Origin of the sequence: Staphylococcus sp. GDY8P119P (genome assembly GCF_017892075.1) — a bacterium.
In the GTDB taxonomy this organism is placed as follows: domain Bacteria; phylum Bacillota; class Bacilli; order Staphylococcales; family Staphylococcaceae; genus Staphylococcus; species Staphylococcus ureilyticus.
Map to the genome: position 1 here is coordinate 926,488 of NZ_JAESKJ010000006.1, position 19,818 is coordinate 946,305.

Below are 19,818 nucleotides of genomic sequence, written 5' to 3' on the forward strand. Positions count from 1 at the left end.
GTAACCTGTTAATAATCAAAATGTGATTTTAAATGTCGTGTATTTTCCTACTTCACTTTCTACATGAATTGTCCCATGATTTAATTCAATGATTTTTTTAGCTATCGACAAACCTAAACCATTGCCGCCTAACTTTCTGGAACGGGATTTATCAACTCTATAGAATCTGTCAAAAATAAAATCTATATCCTCTTTTGGAATACCTACACCATGGTCAGTGATTTCAATTGATATTTGTTTGTTCCTTAGATTTGTTTGAATTTGAATATATTTATTAACTTGATCATATTTTATGGCGTTATCAATGAAGATAATTAGTACTTGTTCAAATTGATAACGGTCTATTTTTATATTAAGCGGTTTTTGATAAGGTACAAATTCAAAAACATAATCTTGATGAAGTTGTTTTAGTGATTTAATTCTGGATGTAATCTCTTGATTAATTTCTACACTTTCGGTTTCATTTTCTTTACTATTGTTGTTATCTTTTGTTAACAATAATAATTCTTCAACTAATTTTGTAATTCTAGTCATTTCTTCTAAGGATATGTCGAGTGACTCTTCAAGAATTGCTGCATCTTTTTTGCCCCACCGCTGTATCAAATTTAAGTGACCCTGAATAATTTGTAATGGAGTTCGTAGCTCATGTGAAGCATCTTCAACAAATTGACGCTGTTGGTTAAACGATTCTTCTAATTGGAACATCATTTCATTAAAAGTGACAATTAAATTATCTGTTTCTTCATAATTAGTAACTAAGTCCACTTTTTCTTGGAAACCATCACGACGAATTTGCTGCATTTTATTAGACATTAAGATTAATGGTTTTGTAATTTGTGCAGAGAAGAAATAACTTACCATCGCAGTTATAAAAGTAGCAATCACTCCAAATATGAGTGCAATAAAATACAATGAATTGACGAGTGCATTATAATTCTCTAAAGAATGAATGATTACGCTATATCCTTTAAAATGGTGTGTATTAATCCGGTTTGTAATAATTAAATAATCGTTGTTATGGTATTTTTTTATTAAAGCCGTATCAATTTCTTTAGGTTTGAAATTAGGTGAATAAACGATATCGTTGTCATTTGAAGTCTCTATTTGTTTTTCACCATTTTTATTATAAAGAATCACTTTTTGAAAATTACCTAACGAAGCATTTAAGTCTAATGGTGTAATATCGTTTAATTGTTTAGATTCGAAAAGTTGAATGATATCCGATGAACTTCTTTCAGCTTCGCTTAGTTCGTTGTGACGTAATGCGTTACTTAGAAAGAATATGATAATTAAACTAAATATAAATATGGTTGAAAATGTAATCGTTGTTGTGATAATCATCCACTTGGTTTTTAATTTACGCTGTTTCATTTTCTAACCACATATCCCACGCCACGTACAGTTTCTATGATTTTATCTTTATTATATGGTTTAAGCTTATTTCTTAAATAGCGGATGTATACATCAACAACGTTAGTTTCAACTTCTGAATCATAACCCCACACATCTGCGATAATTTGTTCTCGCTGTAATACATGATTACGATTTTCAGCTAATAAGGTCAATAAATCATATTCTGTTTTCGTCAAATCTAAAGAATTACCATCTACAGTTACTTTAAAGCCATCTCTATCTATAATAATGCCTTGCATGTCGATGATGTTCTTTTGTGGCTGTCTACGTAACATTGCTCTTATTCTTGCTAATAATTCTTCAATATCAAAGGGTTTTACTATATAATCATCTGCCCCATAATCTAATCCAGCTACTTTATCGTAAGTGTCACTTTTTGCTGTGATAATAATTATAGGAGTGGATTTATTTTGTCTGACTTGTCTACAAATTTCTAAACCATTAATATTAGGTAGCATCAAATCTAACAAAATCAAATCGTAATCATTTGTTAAAGCTTTTTCCAACCCAGGTTTGCCATCATATTCAATATCTACTGCATAGTTTTCGTGCTCTAATTCTAACTCGATGAAACGTGCAAGATTTTGTTCATCTTCAACAATTAAAATTTTTGTCATTGCTTACACCTCAAAATATATAATATATGAAATAACAGTTTATAGAAAGTAACAGGGTATTAAAAATAAAATAAGATATTGAATATAAATAAGTATAACGATGTTGAAATAAAAAATAAGAAAATATTCGAAATCTAATTGACAATTATTCTCAGTATTGTATAATGTAATTGAAAATGATTATCAATACTACATAGACATTCCCCCCACACATATTTGTTTTAGTAGAATTGATCATTTTCGCAAATATCCCCTTTTATATGCCCGTAAAAGACTAACGTTGTAAATCAACGTATATATAGAAACCGGTTTGCATTATGAAATCGGTTTTTATAATAATTTTTGACACAATTAAATTAAGTTTGAGATATAAGTATCTCAGATGAATTTAAAAAATGGCAATTTCTATTTTATATAGAAATTGCCATTTATTCTATTTCGTTATTATTTAAATTTTTAATTTGTGTCTTAATATTAGTGTTGATAATACGACACAAAAAGCACCACCAATGATACCGGCAATGATATCAGTTGGATAATGAACACCAAGATATACTCTTGATGATGAAATTAAAATAATAAATAGTGCTGAAAGACCTATCATAATTCCTTTTGTTTTACCTTTCAAGACACGATTAGCAATGTAAATGGTACTGCCAAAGAAAGCGGCTGACCCCATTGCGTGTCCACTTGGAAAACTAAAACCAGAGATATCTATGAGACGTAATAGTGTAGGTCGTTCTCTGTCAAATACGTTTTTTAATAATGGGTTTAAAGTACTTGATAAACTCATTGCTATTGCAAAGAAAAGTGCCTCTATATTTAATTTTTTAAGCATTAAATAGGCGATAAGTAATAATGATAAACAAACCATTGCCCATACTTCCCCGATTTTAGTTACTCCTAAGAAAAATGTAGTAGTTATAAAACTTTCAGAAGAATATATGAATTCATAAACTTCATTGTCTATCCATTTCCCTAATCTTGATTCATGGAAGGATGCAATAATGCCAAAAATTAATGTAAAAATAATGAGTAGACTTATTCTTTTCCAACGACTCATTGCGTATCCTCCCTATTATTAGTTATTTGCATCTTTAATAATTTTATGAAATAAATCTTGGCGTGTAAAACTTTCTTTGTATGTTTGCATCTGAGTTATAATAGATTCACGGTGAGTTTCGATATCTTTTAACTGATCGATGAGTTTATCCTCGGTTAAAGTGTCTTCAGGAATTGTTCTTCCAAAACCTTTAGATTCAAAATTTTTCGCATTGTCAATTTGATCTCCTCTAGATTGGTCAAGGCCTAATGGAATTAAGAGCATTGGAATTCTTAATGCCAAGAATTCATATATAGCGTTTGAGCCAGCACGACTAATAACTGTGTCTGTTATCGCTAATAAATCAGTTAAATCGTCTTTAACAAATTCAAACTGAACGTATCCTTCTTTATTTGTCAAGGATTGATCCAGCAATCCTTTACCAGTTAAATGAATCACTTGATAATTATTTAATAATGCGTCTAAATTATCTCTAATAATATCATTTAACTTTTTACTTCCAAGGCTACCACCCATGATTAATAAAACCTTTTTATTATCTTTAAATTCTGTTAATTGATAGCCTCTATTTTTATCACCACTTTTTAAATCTTCCCGCACTGTAGCACCTACAAAATCCGCTTTTTCACTCGGCAGGTATTGTAATGTATCTTCAAAGGTTGTATAAATCTTTTTAGCAAACTTTAAAGCAATTTTATTTGCTAGTCCGGGTGTTAAATCAGATTCATGTATAATAGTTGGAATTTTTAGGGATTTAGCAGCGATAACTACAGGCACAGATACAAAACCACCTTTTGAGAATAATAGGTCAGGTTTTTCTTTTTTTAATATGCGTCTTGAATCGAAGATACCTTTTAATACTTTAAAAATATCTTTAATATTTTCAAAAGAGATGTATCGTCTTAATTTACCGCTTGAAATTTTATGATATGGGATTTCTGGTAATTGGGATTCAATCATTTCTCGTTCCATACCATTTTTGGAGCCGATATAAAATGCTTCATGTCCTTCTTCTAAAGCTGTTGGAATCAAACTTAGATTAACAGAAACATGTCCAACAGTACCGCCACCAGTAAATGCGATTTTTGTCATATTATTACCTCTATTCTTCTAATTTTTTATAATAGGCATAGAATGGTTCTCCTTTATCGAAAGGAGGATAATCAATATTTACTTCACCTAATTTGATAAAGCCAAATTTTTGGAATAATCCTTGAGCACGTTTATTCAATGCAAAAGTGTCAGTTAACATTACATGTACATTATCTCGTAAAGCAAGGTTAACAGCAAAATCAAATAATTTTGTAGCAGCACCTTTATATTCTGATGAGGCTGCCAATCTATGAATAACGTATGCATTTTTTCTATCAATTGGCCATGCCAGTTCATCATACCACTCAGATTGTTGCTGGTCGACAACTATAAAGGCAAAAATTGTATCTTTTTCTTCTAAAACAAACAATGAATCTTTACTAATATCTTCTTTGAAATGTGATTTTAATGGATATTGTTCATCCCATTGGTTGTTGTTTTCTTGTTGCATTATTGACTTTGCTTCTTCTACAATCGTTAAAATAGTTGGTAAATCTTCTACGGTACCTAATCTTATCATGCGAGGTTCACCTCTTTATTTTAATTTGTTTAATAGGGTTTGTAATACAGTATCTTCTTTATTTGCTTTATTAACTAAAGCTTGTGTGAATTTATCATTGGTTTGTTTGTTGAATTTTCCATTAACTGTTAAATTATTATCTTTTTGGAATGATTTAATAGCATCTTCTAATTCCTTATCAAAGCGTTTAGATTTATTATTAGACTGATAGTTTAATGCAGATAGACCCACTTTAATTGTTTTAACATGTTTGTCTTCATCACCCAACTGGTATGTCTGTGTATTAGGTATGACGCTTAAAGATTGATATTCAGGTTCATTAATTTTTGTATCAGGTTTAATGCCTTTCCCATGAATATAACGAGATTTTGGAGTCAACCATTTCATATTCGTAAATTTTAATAGTGAACCATCATCAAATTCATGTGTGGTTTGTACTATGCCTTTACCAAAAGTTTTTGAACCGTAAATTTTAGCTTTATTATAATCCATCATAGCACCAGTGAATACTTCTGACGCACTGGCCGAACCTTTATTCACTAAAATTGAAACATCCATATCCTTAGCTTCTTTGCTTGCATCGTTTGATGTTTTTATTTGTTCTTTTTGATCGCCTTTTTCAAGTTGAACTGCGGTTTTTCCTTTATCCACGAAAATATTTACCATTTTCACAGCTTCATCAAGCAATCCACCGGGATTATTACGTAAATCGAGAACAATTTTTCTAATTCCATCTTTATGAGCTTTAATAATTAAAGATTTTAATTCACCAGAAGTACTACTTTGAAATTTATTTATTGTAAACACACCAGTATTTCCATGTTTTTCATATTCAACACTTTTAACATGTATTTTATCCCTTTTAATAGTGATGTCGTGTTCTTGGTTCGCTCTTTCAATTGTTAATGTAACTTTTGAACCTTGTTTTCCACGCACTTTTTTGACTATAGCTTCAAGTGGTTGACCTTTAATAGATTTACCATTCACCTTAGTCACTACATCTTTAGGTTGAATGCCAGCTTTTTCTGCAGGAGAGTTTTTCATAGGGCTTGTAATTTGAATTTTATCTCCCTTTTTTTGCATTTCTGCACCAATACCCACAAAATCACCTGAGACATCCTCGTTAAACGATTTAGATTCTTTTTTAGTCATATATTCCGAATATGGATCATCTAAATCTTTTACCATTCCCTTAATTGCAGATTCCGATATTTTTTCTGAATCTGTATTTTTATAATATTCCTTATTTAAAATACTATAGACATCTTCAACCTTTTTCATTTCTGTTCTTTGTTTTCCATCTAACCCACTTGTCCAGTTCATGACTGCTATGGTTGCAAAAACTGTTAAAACTGCTGTTATAAGCACAATACTTATGATTGTTAAAATGAAATTTTTACGTTTAAAGCTCATATTTTTAGTGGAATATTTGTTATTAGCATCGTTATTTTTAGTTTCTTCGTGGTTTTCATTTTGCATGTCTGATCTTTCCGACATTTTATCACTTCCTAAATATATGTATAATTCAAATCGAAATTTTATTGATTTGAAAATAAAAGTAGCTGGGATTGAATCATTAAAGATTAATCCCAGCTCTCTATGATACTTTATTATTTTAATATACTTTACTATATTCTCTCAAATATAAACTAAGACTAAAATTTTAACCATTCAGTATATTCATCATATAAACTATCAAAAACAGACATTGAAACGGTATAACTTCCTTGCATTTCAATGTAATCTGATAGAGCATGAAAATCTTTTTCCTGTCGTGGAAAAGACAAATCATCAAAAATTTCTTCAGCTAATTCGCCTTTTTCGTCTTTTCGACCACGTGCTGTTAATGCAAATTGATAAAATGAATGATCTTTCATTAGTTCATTGTCACATCAATAATTTTAGTTTCACCTTTAGTTACTGATGTTATATCGTCGGCAATTGCCACAGATGACGTGTTATCTGAGTTTGTAACAATTATTGGAGAAATAACTGATTTAGCATTTTCTTTTATATAATCTAAATCAAAACGTAATAATGGGTCTCCCACACTAACAGTATCGCCACTTTCGACTAATACTTCGAAACCTTCTCCGTCAAGTTGTACTGTATCTAAACCAATATGAACAAGTAGTTCAAGTTCATTATCAGCTTGTAAACCAATTGCATGTTTTGTTGGGAAGATATTATCTACTTTACCATTGATTGGAGAAACAACTTCACCATCAGTTGGATTTACTCCAAATCCTTCTCCCATCATTTTTTGCGCAAATACTGGATCTGGGATATCTTCTATTTTCACATATTCTCCAGTAATAGGTGCATATACACTCGTTTCTTTGTCGACTTCTTTACCTTTACCAAATAATTTTTTAAACATGTCTTGTTCGCTCCTTATTTTTCAAAATGTGGTATTAAATCTCCGTAACCTAATTCTTCCAGTTTTTCAAATGGTATAAATTGCACGGCAGCTGAGTTAATACAATATCTTAAACCGCCACTTTCAGTTGGACCATCATTGAAAACATGTCCTAAATGGCTGTTCGCATCTTCAGAGCGTACTTCTGTGCGCACCATACCAAATGTTTTGTCAACGAGCTCTATGATTTCATCATCATCTAAAGCTTTTGAGAAACTAGGCCAACCACAGTCTGATTCAAATTTTTCTTCTGAGGTAAATAAAGGTTTACCAGAAATTTTATCAACATAAACCCCTTTTTCAAAATGATTCCAATATTCATTTTGGAAAGGAGGCTCTGTTCCATCTTCTTGAGTTACCAAGTATTCCATTTCTGTTAAATCATTTTTATTTTTCTTAATCATATTGTTTCCCCCAATGTTTTTCTATAAAACTTTTTCTGCCAGAACCACGTTGATATTGCTCATAATGCAATGGATTCTTTTTATAGTAATCTTGATGATAGGATTCAGCAGGATAAAAGTTTTTGTATGGTTTTATGGGTGTAATTACGGGTTTATTAAATATTGCCTGCTCATTTAACTCTTGAATTTTTGCTTCTGCAGCTTTTTTTTGTGCTTCATTATGATAAAAAATAGCTGGTTGATAATGTTCGCCTCTATCAAAAAATTGACCGCCATTATCAGTTGGATCAAATGTTTTAAAATAAACATCTAAAATGTTCTCGAAGGAAGTAATTTCAGAGTTATATGTGATTTGTACTGCTTCTACATGGCCGGTTTGTCCATGACTAACATCTTCATAAGAAGGGTTTTCAACATGTCCACCACTATAGCCAGAAACAACATTTTCAATGCCCGGATAAGAGGTGAACGGTTTTACCAAACACCAGAAACAACCCCCAGCTAATGTCGCATATGCCATGGTATACCTCCTTTTTTATTATCTTGTCATTAAGTTATCATTATTTTCAGTGATAAGCTATTAAATTGTTTTGAAAATTTAACAAATGAAAGAATAATTAAAACGAACCTTAATTTATTATAAATTAGTTTATGATTTTAAAACAACTAGACCTATTGCGCCTTCTCCAGTGTGTGTTGATATTATAGGTGTTGTAACATTTGTATCATATTCAGTGATATTAAATTCTTCGGTAAAATGCTTTTTAATTTTATCCACAAATTCTAAAATATTAGCGTGTGCGATACCGATAGATTTAATTTTTTTATCTCCTAAAAACGTACTGATTTCTTTTTTTAGAAATTGAATACTACCATTTTGAGTACGAGAATTATGAATGAGTTCAATTTTACCATCGTCAAGCGTCCCAATTGGCTTAATTTTCATCATATTACCAATTAATCCTTTCGTTTTACTGATTCTACCACCTTTGATTAATTGATTTAATTGGCCAATAACAACATATAATTTTATATTACTTTGTAAGTCAGTTATTTTTGAAACAATTTCTTCTGATGAAAAACCTTGGTTATTCCAATCTACAACATGTTGGACTTGATATCCTAATCCAAATGAAATAGATTTTGAATCTATGACAGTTACCGTACTATCTGTCATTTGACTTGCTTGAAGTGCGGTTTGATAAGTACCGCTAAGCCCTGATGTCATGTGGATACTAATGATTTCAGAACCATCTTTGCCTAATTCATCATATAACTCAATAAAATTACCGATAGCTGGTTGACTCGTTTTTACATCAGCATTTTCTTCTAATTTTTTTATATATGCTTCAGAGGAAATGTCGACTTGATCTACATACGACTTACCATCAATAGTTAAATTAAGTGGGATGACATGTATATCATTATCTTTTAAATAAGCATGAGATAAATCTGATGTTGAATCAGTTACAATTTTCATTTTCATTATTCTTTCCTCCTATGTTGTATCTTTACGAACTAAATGTAGAAATGTATGTGGAATCGTATTTTTTTCATCTAATGTTCCCGGAATAGAAGATTCTACTTCCCATTCTTCAAATGTATAAGGTGGAAAGAATGTATCTCCATTATATTTATCTTCAATTACTGTAATATACATATCATCGACTTTATCAATCATTTCTTCAAATAATGTTTGTCCACCAAAAATGAACACATGGCCTGGCAAATTATATATTTCGTCAATTGAATGGATAACATCTACACCGTCATGTGCGAATGATTTATTTCTTGTTAATACTACGTTTTTTCTATTAGGAAGCGGCTTTCCTATAGAATCAAATGTTGCACGGCCCATAACAAGTGTATTGCCAGTGGATAGTTTTTTTACATGCTTTAAATCATTTGGTAAATGCCATGGTAGTTGATTATTTACCCCAATAACACGTTGCTGATCGTGAGCAACAAGTATAGAAAGTGTCATAATTTCCCTCCTAATAGTAATATAATATTATCAGTAAATATATTAAATCATTATTAATACTAATCATTTTTTAAAATTTTATACAGCTATTGGTGCTTTAATTGCTGGATGTGATTCATAATTTACTATTTCTAAATCTTCATAGTTAATGTCGAAAATAGAGTTATCTGAATTTATTTTAAGTTGTGGTGGCGCATAGCTTGTACGAGACAACTGTGTTTCAATAGCTTCCATATGATTTGTATAAATATGAGCATCGCCGAATGTGTGTATAAATTCACCCACCTCTAAACCACATTCTTTAGCAATTAAATGTGTCAGCAAACTGTAACTAGCAATGTTAAATGGTACACCTAAAAAGATATCTGCACTTCTTTGGTATAATTGGCAACTTAATTTCCCATCTTGGACATAAAACTGAAACATTGTGTGACAAGGTGGTAATGCCATAGTATCGATTTCAGTTGGATTCCAAGCTGAGACAATATGGCGTCTTGAATTCGGATGATGTTTAATTTGTTCGATAACAGTTTTTAACTGATCAAAATGATTGCCATTTTTATCTTCCCAATCACGCCATTGTTTGCCATAAACATTTCCTAAATCACCATATTTTTTAGCAAAAGACGCATCATTTAAAATTAGCTCTTTAAATTTACGCATTTCCGCTTTATATTTTTTATTAAATGCCTCATCGGTTTGGGCTCTATGACCAAAGTTTGTCATGTCTGGACCTTTATAATCAACTGAGTTAATATAATTTTCAAACGCCCATTCATTCCATATATTATTATTATATTGGAGTAAATATTTAATATTTGTATCGCCTTTGATAAACCATAGTAATTCAGTTGCAATCAATTTAAATGATACTTTTTTGGTAGTTAGCAATGGGAATCCTTTTGACAAATCAAACCTTAATTGATGTCCGAATTTTGAAATAGTACCTGTATTTGTACGGTCTTCTTTTTGCTTTCCTATTTCTAATATTTCGTTACAAAGATCATGATAGGATTGATCAAATGTATTTAGCATGACGAACACACTCCTTTCAACAGTAAAGTTATTTATAGTTAATCATATTTTAAAATACCAATAATTTAAAGAAATAACCACTAGTAAAGTGAAAATATGAGTGGAATTTGAGAATAAAATATGTATTCAGTTTATGCCTTAATAATATTGGCTGGTTGTTCTAATGATTATGATAAATAATTAGAAGTATTATAAACTTTTTAAATAGTTATAATCAATAAAAGGATGACCTAGAAACTACTCAAAAAACAGTAAAAATATGCTCATTAAATTAATGCATGATAAGTATTAAGGATGTTGTACTTGTTATTAAAGCAATTTAAGGCTGAGACACTTATTTATATCTCAGCCTTGGTCTTATTGATTAATCACAATAATCATCAAATATGTCTTTAATATCCATACAAATATCTTGTATATCTCTACCTTCTATATGTTCTCTTGGCATAAAATGTTTTAATTCTTTTCCTTTAAACAATGCATACGATGGACTGGACGGTACTTGTTGAATAAAAGCGCGCATTTCTTCGGTTGCTTCTTTATCTTGACCGGCAAAAACAGTCACTTTATTTGTTGGTTTTTTTTCATTTTGTTCTGCAACAGTAACTGCAGCAGGTCTTGCCAATCCAGCAGCACAACCACAAGTTGAATTAATCACAACAAAAGTTGTTTCATCTTCAGATACATTATTCATAAAGTTATCAACATCAACAGCAGTTTCTAAACTGTTAAAGTCGTGATTTGTGAGTTCGCTGCGCATTTGTGTTGCGAGTTCATTCATATATGCTTCATAAGCATTCATTTATAACACTCCTATTTCATTTAATGATAGTTTCTTTAGCTATTATTTCGATTTGCAATTTGCTTCCAAACGGAACCTAATGCCTCATCGCCATTTTCAATTCTTGTTATAGCCATTTCGATTTGCAGCTTCACTTCATAGGCTGAATCGTCAGCATGTTCACGAAGTGAATTTAACTGCTCTGGCCCACCTTCATCAAAAATAAACATTGCTGCTCTCCATCTGACTATTTTATGTGGATCGTCTAATGCTTTTTCCATTTCTGGTAATGCTTGTTTGAAACCTAAATCGCTTAAACAATCACCAGCAGTTCTTCTTACTGCAGGGCTTTTATCGTTTAAGCCTTTATAGAGGTATGGGAGTACGATTTCATCTTCAATCATTCCAAGGAGTATAATTGCTTCACGTCTTAATGGTGTTTTCTGTTCATCACTCACGACCTCACCGAGCAACGGTAAATCTTCAATTGTAGGTGTTGGGAATGATTTTAGCATTCTTAATCGTTCTTTCCAACTTTCAGTTGCTTGATATGCTTCCAATGTTACATGTCGGTATTTAGTTTCAGGAATTGTAACGTTGGATGCTAAAGCTTCTTCAACTCGTTTTTGCAATTGATCTTTAGGATAGATTGCCGTTATTTCTTCAACGACGTCTTCCATTACCTCTGAGAGTTCGCCATAGCGTATTCCAAAATCTTCCCATTTACGTTGGAACACAACATTATCATCATCTTTCTGTGCAGCTAACATGCTATCAACATATATTTCAGGTAATTGTTTACGTTGTTCTTCTGAACTTGTCGTTAGTTTAATTTGATAAGGAATACCTTTGAATGTCAAAACCTCTGCTTTTACTTCACCAAAATGTTCATCTGGTTGTGCTTCGGAAGTTATTTCTTGTTCATCATTGAGTGTTGCTGTTACTTTTGGTAAAACATCTTCCCAATCAAATTTTGGTTTTTTATCTACAGCCAAAAAATCCATTACATGAAATATAGATTTAACACCATCAATTGCTAAAACATCATTGATAAAATCAGGTTGCCCTTCTGCGACTGATGAATAAGTATTAGACTGGTTATCTTCTCTTTTTTCACTTAGTACAATTTTCATTGTATTTGGACTTGGTGTAGGTTCAACACGTACTATTTCCATTAAGGCACCCTCCTTATGTTTATATTTCTTCTAGAGCTTTTGTGATGTTTGGTAAAAGTGTATCCCAATCTACTTCTGAATTTTTATCTACAGAAATAAAATTCATTGCTTGAAATATAGATTTAACACCTTCTACATCTAGTACTGCATTGATGAAGTCAGGTTGTCCCTCTTTAACTTTTGTATATGTGTTAGGTTTGTTATCCCCACTATCTATGTTTAAATCAATTTTCATCGTATTTGGATTTGGTGTCGTAGCTATATTTATTATTTCCATAATCGTATGCTCCTTTTTATTGTAATTCATTGCCAATTTGCTTAATTTGTTTTCCGACAGAACATTCATTAATACAAAAATGATGTGCTTGTGTTTTGCCGTTTGTCTTTTTTATATGACGTTTCAATAAACACGCTTTACAATATGTGTTCATTAATTGGTCTATGGCATCAATTGCCTCTTTTTCAGAATAGGTTAGAATACGTTTCACGCTCCTGTACTTCTAAAAATGAATTATAAGTACCCAACTAGTTAATTTATTATAAGATTTGAGACTTGTTGATATTATATCATTTGTAACAACGATTGTTTAATCATTAATATGAAATATAACATTAGTATAAATATTTAAAAAATCAGTTGAAGTTTGAACTTGCTTTTTTAATATTTTCTAGTAAAATAATGTAGTTGTTTATTTTGCGGTTTCTAAACACCCGCATTATCAAAATTTAGGAGGAATAAAATTGTTTAATGAAATATTTGGCGTTATTACTTTTTTAGTAACATTCATATTATTAGTTACTATGTATCGTTTGTTTGGTAAACATGGTTTGATTGCATGGATTGCTATTGGCACCATTATAGCTAATATCCAAGTTATTAAAACAATCGATATTTTTACTATTTCAGCAACCCTGGGAAATGTTATGTTTGCATCTATCTATTTAGCAACTGATATTTTAAATGATATTTACGGACGCAAAATAGCTAAACGTGCAGTTTGGTTAGGTTTTTGTTCGACATTGGTGATGATTATCGTGATGCAATTTTCGCTTCATTTCACGCCTTCGCCGGTAGACAATACACAAAAAGCATTAGAATCTATTTTTAATATTGTTCCAAGGATTGCTTTAGGTTCGGTTATAGCATACATTATTGGACAACATTTAGATGTTTTACTTTTCTCATTAATCAAAAAAGTGTTTAGTTCAGATAGAACATTTATTATAAGAGCTTATGGTAGTACTATTTTAAGTAATATCGTGGATACTGCGTTATTTGTCATCATTGCTTTTTTAGGTGCAATGCCAAATAAAGCGGTATTTGAAATCTTTATTACAACATATTTATTAAAAATTGTTTCTACTATCTTTAATGTTCCTTTTGGTTATTGGGCAAAATCAATGTACCGAAAAGGCAAAATACAAAAATTAGATGAAGGTTATTAATGACATGTTTTAATATAACTGAGGAAAAGCCCGTAAATGATTAACAGATAAGTTCATTTACGGGCTTATTTATTTCTGGTGATTTAATATAATTATAATATTTCAATTATCTTTTCTTTTAAGAACTTGAATGTGTGATACCCTTCAGTTTCTAAAAAGTGGCCGTTATGATTTATATAATGTGTATTGACATTTAATTGTTTTGATAATCTATCTGTCGCGTCTATATTCACTACTGGATCATTTAAAGCACCAATTGTAATAATGTGTTGCGCGCATAATTTATCGAGTTTTATACGTGTGTTATCTATATATTGATTTAATTCGGGTATGTTCGATAACTTTTCGTTAAAACCTGAAACTAGAAAAAGGCCTTTTATTTTTGAATGAGGCTTAACAGAAGTTAAATAATGTAATATTGATATGACTCCCAAACTATGTGCAACGATAATAGTTTCTGAATTCAATTTACTTTGAATAATATCATCTATTGCTTGACACCATGAATCAAGTTCAGGATGATCAGAATTTGGTAAGTGTATAATTTCAACATTATAACCATATGCCTCTATTTGTGAGGCTAACCATTGAAACCAATGGCTTTTTGTACTAGCTTGATAGCCATGTATAATAAACATATTTTTCAATTAGATCATCCTTTATTAAATTAATGTTGTGCTTTTTTAACGACGGTAATAGCTTACGTTATATTGATGTATTTTTCCAAGAAAAATGCATCTACATGATTATACTTATTTATGTTCTTTTGATAATATAAAATTAACTTATTAAATTTGAAGGTGAATTTATGGCGAAAATATATTTTGATGCTGCTACAGCAGGCAATCCTGGTCAAAGCGCATGTTCTATCGTTATCATTACTGAGCAAGAACGATTGCATTATGACTGTGATTTAGGAATCTTAGACAATCATAGTGCAGAATGGGCAGCTTTCGTATTTGCATTGGAATGTGCAAAACACCACGGGATTACTACAGCACTCGTATACACTGATTCGAAATTAATAGAAGATAGTATGAACAAAGGACAAGTAAAAAATAAGCAGTTTATAAATTACTTGCTCAAAATAAAATCATTAGAGTCATATTTTGATTTATTGTTTGTTAAATGGGTTCCAAGGAATCAAAATAAAGAAGCAAATCATCATGCCAAAAATGCCTTATATAAAATTACTAAAACAAGAGCAAAAAAGCGTTAAATCAAAACAGTATCTTAACAATTCAAAGTCAGTAGGATATTTGAAAACTTATTATGACGAAAATCAGAAATAGTCCCTTTCTATAGTGAGAAACTTTTAATAGATGATTCTAAACACATTTTTTGAATTTAAACCTTTATTTTAAAATATATGAGTGTGACTACAGGATAGAAGGATATCATTTTTATCTCGTTAAACATGTACGATGAAAAGGATTAGACAATAATTATAAAGGACTCGTACGTATTTATTTGAATACGTATGAGCCCTTTATTTTTTATTTAACTAAAATGTGTAGCTAAGTATTTTCCTGATACATAGAGTTCATGTTCTTTACAAATATTTAGTATTTCAGCTAATTCCGTCCCAAACTTCATGTCGTTTAATAAATCAGAAGTATTAATAGGTACTTCTGTATGAATTTTAGCTAGTGATTTAGAAAGTTTCAAATTGTATAAATTATCTTCTATTTTATGTCTTTGACCAGGTGTCAATTCGTTTAAAGCGTCAATCACTGCTTCAACAGAACCATGATTTTGAATAAGTTTTATAGCAGTTTTTTCACCAATCCCTTTAACACCAGGATAACCATCAGCACTATCTCCCATAAATGCTTTAACATCTATTAATTGTAGCGGATTTAATCCATATTCATTTTGAAATCTGTCTAATGTATAGCGGTTGTATAAGTTAAATCCTTTTTTAGTTAACCAAATTTCAACATTAGGATTAATACATTGTAGAATATCTTTGTCACCAGTGATTACAAAAATTTGATTTTGTTGTGAATATTGATGTGCCAAAGTGCCTATTACATCATCTGCTTCATAATTTTGGACACCAATATTTACAAATCCAAATTGGTTTGATATTTCTTTAACATAATCAAATTGTGGTATCAATTCTTCTGGTGGTGCGGGTCGATTTTGTTTATATCCGTCAAACATTTCATTTCGAAATGTAGATTTACCCATATCCCAACACACAGCCACATGTGAAGGTTGTATTTCGTTTATCGCAGTAAATACATGACGAACAAACCCTTGAACACCGTTTGTAGGAATACCTGATGAATTTCTCATGAATTGTTTGTGTAGGCTAGTTGCGTAAAAATGACGAAACAGTAGAGCCATACCGTCTATTAATAATATCTTTTTGGACATCGTAAGTACCTCTTTCTAAATTAACAACTGAGCTTTTAATTCGCTATTTGTTTCTTGGAGTTGTTTTATTAAAGAATGATCCATTTCAAATGCTAAGAGTTGTTTAATTTGTGTGTGTATATCTTTTTCATACTGATTGAATTTTATTTCTGCATCATTATTCAAATTATTCACGATTTCAATTAATGCTTTTCTTAATTCAGCTATACAAGGTTTAAGTTGTACGAGCGTGTTTTGAGTTATTGTGGTTTGAACTTCATTTTGCATTTTTGGCTGCAAGATGTTCTTTTTCGTTAATGATTTAGGCAAAGCGGAAAGCATTTGACTTAAATCAATTTTTAAATAAGGATCGTCTAGTTCTATATTACTCTTATTAAATTCAGGTTCAATGAAAATGTGTAATTGCTCTAATTTTTGTTTTAAAGGAGCAATTTCTTCATGTATTTGTTGAATGAAATACTTTTTAACACGTTCCACTAGTAAGGATTGTTCTAAATACAATCTTTGATGAATTTGATCTAAGTATTGCTTTGTGGAATGACGTTTTGCTTCGTTAAAGTTGTTGCTCTGTGTCATTTGCCCATTATAAATTGATTTAACTTCATCTAACAACTGAATTTTCAAACGTTCATTGAGGTGATAAATTTGATCTTCAACTTCATTTGAAGCACGCTGCACGGCAATTTGTAATATATTATTATTCAGTAATATTTGATTATGATACTGCTCGAGTTTGTTTTTACGTTGCTTAATTTTAGATTGATTATGCTGTGCGTCTTCTATCATTTGGTCAAATGCTTCTGAAATATTGGTTAATTGTTTCGTCATTTGTTGTTGCAATATATCTTTAGACTCAACTTGAGTAAAATAGTTTATACTATTTTTTAGTTTATCAATTCCTAAGTCTCCTGTTTTTAAAGCTTCTCGACTCGAAACTGCAAAAATGTCCGAATTCATATTTACTTGGTTAAGTGCATCACTTACATAGTTTATGACTGCATTTAAGTCTTCTTCAGTTTCAGCTAAATCAGTTGCATTTATGACCATTTTAAATGCTTGATTTTCACTTAATTGGTTCATTTCTTTCATATGTTCTATAAAGCGTTTGTCATTATCTGTGAATGAATGATTAAAATAACTTACATAAAGTATTAAATCTGAAGAAGTTAAAATCTTTTCTGTTTCATTTGTATGACGTTGATTATTGGAATGTAACCCAAGTGAATCTACGATAACTTTATCTTTCAACCAATCGATAGGTAATTTCAAATGAACTGTATTTACAAAGGTTGCATATTCGTCTTCTGCACTCCATTTTTTTATTTCATCCCGTGCAATGGTATGTGTTAAACCTTGTTCTAGCATTTCTTGATACATCGCATAATGTTTCTCAATCGCATTGATAAATGCTAATTTGTTTTTTTCTAAAGATGCTGTTAGTTTTTTTGTGTTTTGATTTAAAAATGCCTCAATTGAATCAAAAGTTTTATTTTCCAATTCAAATAATTGGTTTAACTCTTCTAAGATTTGCTCAGGTGATTTAAGTGTAATTTGACTTTCTTCACCGTATGTCAGTTCTGTCATTGCTGCTGTTGTAGGATTTGGTGAACTAACAAGATATGCATCGCCTAGTAGTGCGTTGATTAAACTACTTTTTCCAGCACTGAACGTCCCGAAAACACCTATTTTAATGATTTTATGATCTAGGCGTTTCAGTGTATCGTTGATATCTTGTTTTGTTTGTTCGAATAATGGAATATCTTTTATCAAGTTTAATGAATTTTTTATATCTTGAATTGTAGTATCCGTTGTTTTTGTTTTAGTGGTATTAGAACGATTCTGTTTTTGAACTTCTGAATGCTCTGGTTTAGCTTGATATGTGATTTCTTCTCTATCTATTAATTTATCTAGTGAATCATCAATATGAATGTAGTAGTGTCTATAATTTTGTGTTTCAAGTGATTCTCTTAGATTACGCAACTCCATAAATTTAACATAATCATTGTAATCTTCTACTTCTTCTGTGCCAATGTCGTTTGCTTGAGAATGGCTGATTGCTTTCTCAAATAATGGTTCAGTTTCTTTAATAATAAATTGTTTAATAGATTTCATTAAGTCATCTGAAAATGTTAAAACATATTGATTACTAATAGATATTTGCATTTGATACAAATCATCTATGAGATTTGGAGGCATTTGATAGTGTTGGTTTAAAATCGCATCATTTACTTCGGATGAGTTAATAAATCGCGTTAAAAATGACATATCTTCTCTCAAAGGTTGGCGTATTTCTTGATTTACTTTTTCTTGTAATTGCTCAAGTAATTCTTGAAGTCTAATTTGTTGCGTTTCTAATGTTTTTTTCTTTTTATTGAATATGCCGCCTACTTTAAAGTCTTTAGTTTTGCTCTCTAAATAAGTTCTTATTTTTTCTCTAGTATCGTGCGTCATAACATATGCATTGTCGAGAATCGCTTTACGCTTTTGTTTTAAGAAATCATACAATTGATCAGGGTTATTAAGTAACTTCGCTTCTTCACTTACTTGTTGATGTTGTTGAAAGTTTAAATATGCTTGGTCAAAGTCTTCTTCAAATATATCTAGCTCATTTAGAATCGTTTGAATTTCATGTTGTATAAAAGATAGTTGTTCGTCTGTAATAAAATTCACAGTACGCTCCACATAATCCGCCATTGATTCTCTATGTTGATCTTTATCGATGAGATAATCTGAAAGTGCTTGAATTTGGTTGTGTTCATGTTCAAATTTAGAAACATAAAATATTTGATCTAATTTGATTTCCCATTCAGCAATTGATTTTTCAACGCGTTGTTTAAATGTGTCGAATGGAATTTCCGATTCATGATGTTTATCTATTTGGTTGATAACAAAAACGACCGGAACACCAGCATAGTTCAGCTGTTTCATAAATTGAAAATTCATTGCAGATTGAACATGGTTATAGTCTACTGTGTAAAATAAAACATTACTTGTATACATAAATTCTTCAGTACTAGATTGGTGTGTTGATACATTTGAATCAACGCCTGGTGTATCTTGAAGTGTGAACCCTTTATTAAATTTATCAGAAGGAAATTTAATTTCTACAGATTCAACGTCAATATTTTCACGATTCATTTGTTTAACTTCATCGTAGTTTGTTAATAAAGTATATTTTTGGTTGTTCAAATTAGCTATAATACCTGGTTCATCTGATACAGAGACAATTGCTGTGTTACTGGTTGTGGGCACTGGTGAACTTGGTAGTATGCTTTCTTCTAGTAGCATATTGATAAGTGTGGATTTGCCTGCTGAAAAATGGCCGACAAAAGTAGCAGTATACTGTTCTAAAAATATTTTTTTAATGACTTGATTTATAATATGAATCAATCTATGATTGTTTGATTTTTCAACCTCTTTTTTTAATTTATATAGTATATCGAGTTGCTTCGTTTTAGACATGTTATGTATCCCCTTTATTACTTAT

Annotated in this window: 22 protein-coding genes; 2 read left to right on the forward strand and 20 right to left on the reverse strand. The window is 30.6% G+C overall.

Annotation, left to right across the window (positions count from 1 at the left end):
* Positions 1 to 15: 15 nt before the first annotated feature.
* The 17 genes from KA830_RS08510 to KA830_RS08590 form a co-directional block, all read right to left on the reverse strand.
* A complete protein-coding gene (locus KA830_RS08510) occupies positions 16 to 1,371 on the reverse strand; it encodes a HAMP domain-containing sensor histidine kinase (protein WP_210134180.1) in 1,356 nt (451 codons plus the stop codon).
* On the reverse strand, positions 1,368 to 2,030 hold the full coding sequence (locus KA830_RS08515; RefSeq protein WP_046208271.1) for a response regulator transcription factor: 663 nt from the start codon (positions 2,028 to 2,030) through the stop codon (positions 1,368 to 1,370). The genes KA830_RS08510 and KA830_RS08515 overlap by 4 nt, the downstream gene beginning before the upstream one ends.
* A 448-nt stretch (positions 2,031 to 2,478) precedes the next feature.
* Positions 2,479 to 3,093: a phosphatase PAP2 family protein gene (locus tag KA830_RS08520; protein ID WP_046208270.1), complete on the reverse strand. Its 615-nt coding sequence runs from the start codon at positions 3,091 to 3,093 to the stop codon at positions 2,479 to 2,481.
* Positions 3,094 to 3,111: 18 nt separating this feature from the next.
* The gene (locus tag KA830_RS08525) at positions 3,112 to 4,185 is read right to left on the reverse strand and encodes an undecaprenyldiphospho-muramoylpentapeptide beta-N-acetylglucosaminyltransferase (protein WP_046208269.1); all 1,074 of its coding nucleotides are present in this window, start codon (positions 4,183 to 4,185) and stop codon (positions 3,112 to 3,114) included.
* A gap of 10 nt (positions 4,186 to 4,195) precedes the next feature.
* Positions 4,196 to 4,705, reverse strand: a complete 510-nt coding sequence (locus KA830_RS08530) for a GNAT family N-acetyltransferase (RefSeq protein WP_064208958.1) — start codon at positions 4,703 to 4,705, stop codon at positions 4,196 to 4,198.
* Positions 4,706 to 4,720: 15 nt separating this feature from the next.
* Positions 4,721 to 6,202 carry a S41 family peptidase gene (locus KA830_RS08535; RefSeq protein ID WP_075100072.1) on the reverse strand — a complete coding sequence of 494 codons (1,482 nt, stop codon included), beginning with the start codon at positions 6,200 to 6,202 and terminating at the stop codon, positions 4,721 to 4,723.
* Between the two features lie 158 nt (positions 6,203 to 6,360).
* Positions 6,361 to 6,582 (reverse strand): YozE family protein, encoded by a 222-nt coding sequence (locus tag KA830_RS08540; protein WP_046208266.1) that lies wholly within the window; start codon positions 6,580 to 6,582, stop codon positions 6,361 to 6,363.
* Positions 6,582 to 7,085 (reverse strand): PTS sugar transporter subunit IIA, encoded by a 504-nt coding sequence (locus KA830_RS08545; RefSeq protein WP_046208265.1) that lies wholly within the window; start codon positions 7,083 to 7,085, stop codon positions 6,582 to 6,584. The genes KA830_RS08540 and KA830_RS08545 overlap by 1 nt, the downstream gene beginning before the upstream one ends.
* A gap of 14 nt (positions 7,086 to 7,099) precedes the next feature.
* Complete coding sequence (gene msrB / locus KA830_RS08550; RefSeq protein WP_046208264.1) at positions 7,100 to 7,528, reverse strand: peptide-methionine (R)-S-oxide reductase MsrB; 429 nt, start codon at positions 7,526 to 7,528, stop codon at positions 7,100 to 7,102.
* A complete protein-coding gene (gene msrA / locus KA830_RS08555) occupies positions 7,521 to 8,048 on the reverse strand; it encodes a peptide-methionine (S)-S-oxide reductase MsrA (RefSeq protein ID WP_046208263.1) in 528 nt (175 codons plus the stop codon). Before msrA ends, msrB begins: the two co-directional genes overlap by 8 nt.
* 129 nt (positions 8,049 to 8,177) lie before the next feature.
* The gene (locus tag KA830_RS08560; RefSeq protein WP_046208262.1) at positions 8,178 to 9,017 is read right to left on the reverse strand and encodes a DegV family protein; all 840 of its coding nucleotides are present in this window, start codon (positions 9,015 to 9,017) and stop codon (positions 8,178 to 8,180) included.
* Between the two features lie 9 nt (positions 9,018 to 9,026).
* The gene (locus KA830_RS08565) at positions 9,027 to 9,512 is read right to left on the reverse strand and encodes a dihydrofolate reductase (protein ID WP_046208261.1); all 486 of its coding nucleotides are present in this window, start codon (positions 9,510 to 9,512) and stop codon (positions 9,027 to 9,029) included.
* 78 nt (positions 9,513 to 9,590) lie between these two features.
* Positions 9,591 to 10,547: a thymidylate synthase gene (locus KA830_RS08570; RefSeq protein WP_046208260.1), complete on the reverse strand. Its 957-nt coding sequence runs from the start codon at positions 10,545 to 10,547 to the stop codon at positions 9,591 to 9,593.
* 364 nt (positions 10,548 to 10,911) lie between these two features.
* A complete protein-coding gene (gene brxA, locus KA830_RS08575; protein WP_046208259.1) occupies positions 10,912 to 11,349 on the reverse strand; it encodes a bacilliredoxin BrxA in 438 nt (145 codons plus the stop codon).
* Between the two features lie 35 nt (positions 11,350 to 11,384).
* Positions 11,385 to 12,503 (reverse strand): conserved virulence factor C family protein, encoded by a 1,119-nt coding sequence (locus tag KA830_RS08580; protein ID WP_046208258.1) that lies wholly within the window; start codon positions 12,501 to 12,503, stop codon positions 11,385 to 11,387.
* 19 nt (positions 12,504 to 12,522) lie between these two features.
* The gene (locus KA830_RS08585; protein ID WP_046208257.1) at positions 12,523 to 12,780 is read right to left on the reverse strand and encodes a NifU N-terminal domain-containing protein; all 258 of its coding nucleotides are present in this window, start codon (positions 12,778 to 12,780) and stop codon (positions 12,523 to 12,525) included.
* A 16-nt stretch (positions 12,781 to 12,796) separates the two neighbouring features.
* The gene (locus KA830_RS08590) at positions 12,797 to 12,991 is read right to left on the reverse strand and encodes a zinc-finger domain-containing protein (protein WP_046208256.1); all 195 of its coding nucleotides are present in this window, start codon (positions 12,989 to 12,991) and stop codon (positions 12,797 to 12,799) included.
* A 253-nt stretch (positions 12,992 to 13,244) separates the two neighbouring features.
* On the opposite strand from KA830_RS08590, the gene KA830_RS08595 reads away from it, so the two are divergent.
* Positions 13,245 to 13,949: a queuosine precursor transporter gene (locus tag KA830_RS08595; protein ID WP_204180018.1), complete on the forward strand. Its 705-nt coding sequence runs from the start codon at positions 13,245 to 13,247 to the stop codon at positions 13,947 to 13,949.
* A 92-nt stretch (positions 13,950 to 14,041) separates the two neighbouring features.
* Here KA830_RS08595 and KA830_RS08600 read toward each other — a convergent pair whose 3' ends face one another.
* Positions 14,042 to 14,587 carry an RBBP9/YdeN family alpha/beta hydrolase gene (locus KA830_RS08600; RefSeq protein ID WP_225309918.1) on the reverse strand — a complete coding sequence of 182 codons (546 nt, stop codon included), beginning with the start codon at positions 14,585 to 14,587 and terminating at the stop codon, positions 14,042 to 14,044.
* Positions 14,588 to 14,757: 170 nt separating this feature from the next.
* On the opposite strand from KA830_RS08600, the gene KA830_RS08605 reads away from it, so the two are divergent.
* Complete coding sequence (locus KA830_RS08605) at positions 14,758 to 15,168, forward strand: ribonuclease HI family protein (RefSeq protein WP_046208253.1); 411 nt, start codon at positions 14,758 to 14,760, stop codon at positions 15,166 to 15,168.
* A 281-nt stretch (positions 15,169 to 15,449) separates the two neighbouring features.
* On the opposite strand, the gene KA830_RS08610 is transcribed toward KA830_RS08605, so the two are convergent.
* Together KA830_RS08610 and KA830_RS08615 are read right to left on the reverse strand one after the other, a co-directional pair.
* A complete protein-coding gene (locus tag KA830_RS08610; RefSeq protein ID WP_064208952.1) occupies positions 15,450 to 16,331 on the reverse strand; it encodes a 5'-3' exonuclease in 882 nt (293 codons plus the stop codon).
* Between the two features lie 15 nt (positions 16,332 to 16,346).
* Positions 16,347 to 19,793 carry a dynamin family protein gene (locus tag KA830_RS08615; protein ID WP_070658548.1) on the reverse strand — a complete coding sequence of 1,149 codons (3,447 nt, stop codon included), beginning with the start codon at positions 19,791 to 19,793 and terminating at the stop codon, positions 16,347 to 16,349.
* Positions 19,794 to 19,818 lie beyond the last annotated feature (25 nt).

What these genes read in the sequence shown, in the direction of transcription:
- KA830_RS08510 (WP_210134180.1), bottom strand. Translation starts at nt 1,371, where the DNA reads ATGAAACAGCGTAAATTAAAAACCAAGTGGATGATTATCACAACAACG.
- KA830_RS08515 (WP_046208271.1), bottom strand. Translation starts at nt 2,030, where the DNA reads ATGACAAAAATTTTAATTGTTGAAGATGAACAAAATCTTGCACGTTTC.
- KA830_RS08520 (WP_046208270.1), bottom strand. Translation starts at nt 3,093, where the DNA reads ATGAGTCGTTGGAAAAGAATAAGTCTACTCATTATTTTTACATTAATT.
- KA830_RS08525 (WP_046208269.1), bottom strand. Translation starts at nt 4,185, where the DNA reads ATGACAAAAATCGCATTTACTGGTGGCGGTACTGTTGGACATGTTTCT.
- KA830_RS08530 (WP_064208958.1), bottom strand. Translation starts at nt 4,705, where the DNA reads ATGATAAGATTAGGTACCGTAGAAGATTTACCAACTATTTTAACGATT.
- KA830_RS08535 (WP_075100072.1), bottom strand. Translation starts at nt 6,202, where the DNA reads ATGTCGGAAAGATCAGACATGCAAAATGAAAACCACGAAGAAACTAAA.
- KA830_RS08540 (WP_046208266.1), bottom strand. Translation starts at nt 6,582, where the DNA reads ATGAAAGATCATTCATTTTATCAATTTGCATTAACAGCACGTGGTCGA.
- KA830_RS08545 (WP_046208265.1), bottom strand. Translation starts at nt 7,085, where the DNA reads ATGTTTAAAAAATTATTTGGTAAAGGTAAAGAAGTCGACAAAGAAACG.
- msrB (WP_046208264.1), bottom strand. Translation starts at nt 7,528, where the DNA reads ATGATTAAGAAAAATAAAAATGATTTAACAGAAATGGAATACTTGGTA.
- msrA (WP_046208263.1), bottom strand. Translation starts at nt 8,048, where the DNA reads ATGGCATATGCGACATTAGCTGGGGGTTGTTTCTGGTGTTTGGTAAAA.
- KA830_RS08565 (WP_046208261.1), bottom strand. Translation starts at nt 9,512, where the DNA reads ATGACACTTTCTATACTTGTTGCTCACGATCAGCAACGTGTTATTGGG.
- KA830_RS08570 (WP_046208260.1), bottom strand. Translation starts at nt 10,547, where the DNA reads ATGCTAAATACATTTGATCAATCCTATCATGATCTTTGTAACGAAATA.
- brxA (WP_046208259.1), bottom strand. Translation starts at nt 11,349, where the DNA reads ATGAATGCTTATGAAGCATATATGAATGAACTCGCAACACAAATGCGC.
- KA830_RS08580 (WP_046208258.1), bottom strand. Translation starts at nt 12,503, where the DNA reads ATGGAAATAGTACGTGTTGAACCTACACCAAGTCCAAATACAATGAAA.
- KA830_RS08585 (WP_046208257.1), bottom strand. Translation starts at nt 12,780, where the DNA reads ATGGAAATAATAAATATAGCTACGACACCAAATCCAAATACGATGAAA.
- KA830_RS08600 (WP_225309918.1), bottom strand. Translation starts at nt 14,587, where the DNA reads ATGTTTATTATACATGGCTATCAAGCTAGTACAAAAAGCCATTGGTTT.
- KA830_RS08605 (WP_046208253.1), top strand. Translation starts at nt 14,758, where the DNA reads ATGGCGAAAATATATTTTGATGCTGCTACAGCAGGCAATCCTGGTCAA.
- KA830_RS08610 (WP_064208952.1), bottom strand. Translation starts at nt 16,331, where the DNA reads ATGTCCAAAAAGATATTATTAATAGACGGTATGGCTCTACTGTTTCGT.
- KA830_RS08615 (WP_070658548.1), bottom strand. Translation starts at nt 19,793, where the DNA reads ATGTCTAAAACGAAGCAACTCGATATACTATATAAATTAAAAAAAGAG.